This is a genomic window from Pseudomonas sp. CBC3, from assembly GCF_037967085.1.
GTDB lineage: Bacteria > Pseudomonadota > Gammaproteobacteria > Pseudomonadales > Pseudomonadaceae > Stutzerimonas.
The window spans coordinates 1-2,391 of sequence record NZ_JBANEO010000017.1 but is presented as its reverse complement, the minus strand read 5'-3'; the positions used below and the strand labels follow the sequence as shown (position 1 = coordinate 2,391).

The 2,391-nt window shown below is 60.4% G+C and carries 3 protein-coding genes; all 3 read right to left on the bottom strand.

From position 1 onward, the window contains the following. Positions 1-32 precede the first annotated feature (32 nt). Positions 33-1,580 (bottom strand): IS66 family transposase, encoded by a 1,548-nt coding sequence (tnpC, locus tag V6943_RS20200; protein WP_256057984.1) that lies wholly within the window; start codon positions 1,578-1,580, stop codon positions 33-35. Positions 1,581-1,641: 61 nt separating this feature from the next. Beyond that, positions 1,642-1,977, bottom strand: coding sequence for an IS66 family insertion sequence element accessory protein TnpB (gene tnpB, locus V6943_RS20195; RefSeq protein WP_010562499.1), 336 nt, complete (start codon positions 1,975-1,977; stop codon positions 1,642-1,644). Continuing rightward, entirely contained in the window at positions 1,974-2,291 is a 318-nt protein-coding gene (gene tnpA / locus V6943_RS20560; protein ID WP_003284819.1) for an IS66-like element accessory protein TnpA, read from the bottom strand. The genes tnpB and tnpA overlap by 4 nt, the downstream gene beginning before the upstream one ends. Positions 2,292-2,391: the final 100 nt, after the last annotated feature.

The following is a 2,391-nucleotide window of genomic DNA, read 5'->3' as shown; positions in this document are numbered from 1 at the left end:
AGTAAGCGTCTGCCGAACTCACCTTGCGTAATTCAGGCGGGTGCCCATTGATGCGGCAGTAGTTGGCCAATCTCGCTGGCCCGCTGTGTCGGCAGCCGCATCAGCACATCCTTCAGGTAGGCGTACGGATCATGCCCATTCATCCGCGCCGACTGGATCAGGCTCATGATCGCCGCCGCCCGTTTGCCGCTGCGCAGCGACCCGGCAAACAGCCAGTTCGAGCGTCCAAGGGCCCATGGTCGAATCTGGTTCTCGACCTGATTGTTGTCGATGGGCACAGAGCCATCTTCGACATAGCGAGTCAGAGCCAGCCAGCGTTTGAGGCTGTAATCCAAGGCTTTCGCCGTGGCTGATCCGTTGGGCACTCGATCACGCTGGGCCAGCATCCATTCATGCAGCGCATCGAGGATCGGTGAAGACTTGTCCTGGCGTATTCGCCAGCGTTCTTCATCGCTCATGTGCCGTGCTTGCCGCTCGATTTCATACAGCCCGGCAATGGAGTGCAGCGCCTGTTCGGCTAACTGGCTTTTGTTCGCTGCGTGCAGATCGAAAAATTTGCGGCGGGCGTGGGCCATGCAGCCAATTTCGATGATGCCCTGCTCGAAGCTGGCCTTGTAGCCGGCGAAGTCGTCGCAGACCAGCTTGCCACTCCACTGACCCAGAAAATTGCGCGCATGCTCACCAGCCCGGCTGGGGCTGAAGTCATACACCACGGCCTTCAGGTCGGCGAAGGGTGTGGTGCAGTATGCCCAGACGTAAGCCCGGTGGGTTTTCTTCTCGCCAGGGGCCAGCATTTGCACGGGGGTTTCGTCGGCGTGGATCACGCCTTGCGCCAGTACCGCCTCGCGCAGGGCGTCGACCAATGGTTGGAGCTGTACGCCGATTTGTCCGACCCACTGCGCCAGCGTCGAGCGGGCGATGGCCAGGCCTGCACGGCCAAAGATCTTCTCTTGCCGGTACAGCGGCAGGTGGTCGGCAAATTTGGCCACCATCACGTGAGCCAGCAGGCCGGCAGTGGGGATGCCCTTGTCGATCACCTGGGCTGGTACCGGCGCCTGGATCAGTGTTTCGCACTGACGGCAGGCCCATTTGCCACGCACGTGCTGTTCGACGGTGAACACGCCCGGCGTGTAATCCAGCTTTTCGCTGATGTCTTCGCCGATGCGTTGCAGCTGGCAGCCGCAGGCGCATTGAGTGTTCGGCGGCTCGTGACGGATCACAGTACGCGGAAACTGGGCTGGCAGCGGTGCGCGCTTGGGCTGTTGGCGGGGTTCAGCCGGAGCCGCCGGAGGATTGAGGGTTTTCAGTTCCGCCTCGATAGCGGCAATGTCCGTGTCGAGCAAATCATCCAGCAGGCTGCCCTGGTCAGGGCTTAGTTGCTCGCTACGCTTGGCGAACTTGTGTCGCTTGAACCAGGCGATTTCATGGGTGAGCTGCTCGATGACGGTTTGATCGCGGTCGATCTTCTTGCCCATCGTTTCAACCGTCTTACCCAACGTGTCGACTTGCGACAGCAACTGCGCAGCGAGTGCGCGCAGTTGCTCAGGTGTCAGTTGGTCGAGATTGGGCGAGGAAGTCATGCCGCTGATTGTGCCAGAGCAGGCGATCAGCGCAGATAAAGCGATGGGCTAATGGCCGGCGCTACAACACTGTGATCGCACCGGCTGCACCAACCCGCTGCCAAGGTAAACCGAGCACCAAAGCCTGAAGCTGCTCGGTGTCGAGTTCAACTTCCGAGCCGCGGTGGATGCCTGGCCAGTGAAACTTGCCCTGGTTCAATCGCCGCGCGGCCAGCCAGATCCCTACACCGTCATGCACCAACACTTTCATGCGGTTGGCGCGGCGGTTGGCGAACAGATAAGCACAGTGCGGCTTCGCCGCACCGAATACCTCCACTACACGGGCCAATGCGGTCTCGGTGCCGGCGCGCATGTCCATCGGCTCAGTGGCAAGCCAGATGCTATCGATGCGGATCACGGGGCAAGCCCCCGGACAAAGCGGGCGCAGCCGTCAGGATCGGACACTGGCCATTTCACTGTGACTGACTGCTCGCCAAGCGATAGCTCAATAATCACCGATGCTGCAGTCGGCCGTTTGGGCGTAGCCCTCAATGGAACGAACGCCGGCAACACCGCGGGTAGCTGATCTCGGTAAAGCGGTAGCCATTTTCGAATGACGTTGGCGTTGATGCCATGGCGGATGGCAACGCTGGAGACGGTCGCACCCGGTTGTAGGCATTCCTGAACGACCTGGACCTTGAACGGTTTGGGGTAAGAGCTTCGTTGGCGCATGGAAATCCTAACGTTAAGGACGAACGCGTCCGCTTAAAAATACGCGGACACCATCGCCCTTAATGCTGGAGTTCGGAAGGTGACTTGGCTGGACGCTTAC

Excerpts from the sequence above, each read along its gene's own strand:
- tnpA (WP_003284819.1), bottom strand. The coding sequence starts at position 2,291 with ATGCGCCAACGAAGCTCTTACCCCAAACCGTTCAAGGTCCAGGTCGTT.
- tnpC (WP_256057984.1), bottom strand. The coding sequence starts at position 1,580 with ATGACTTCCTCGCCCAATCTCGACCAACTGACACCTGAGCAACTGCGC.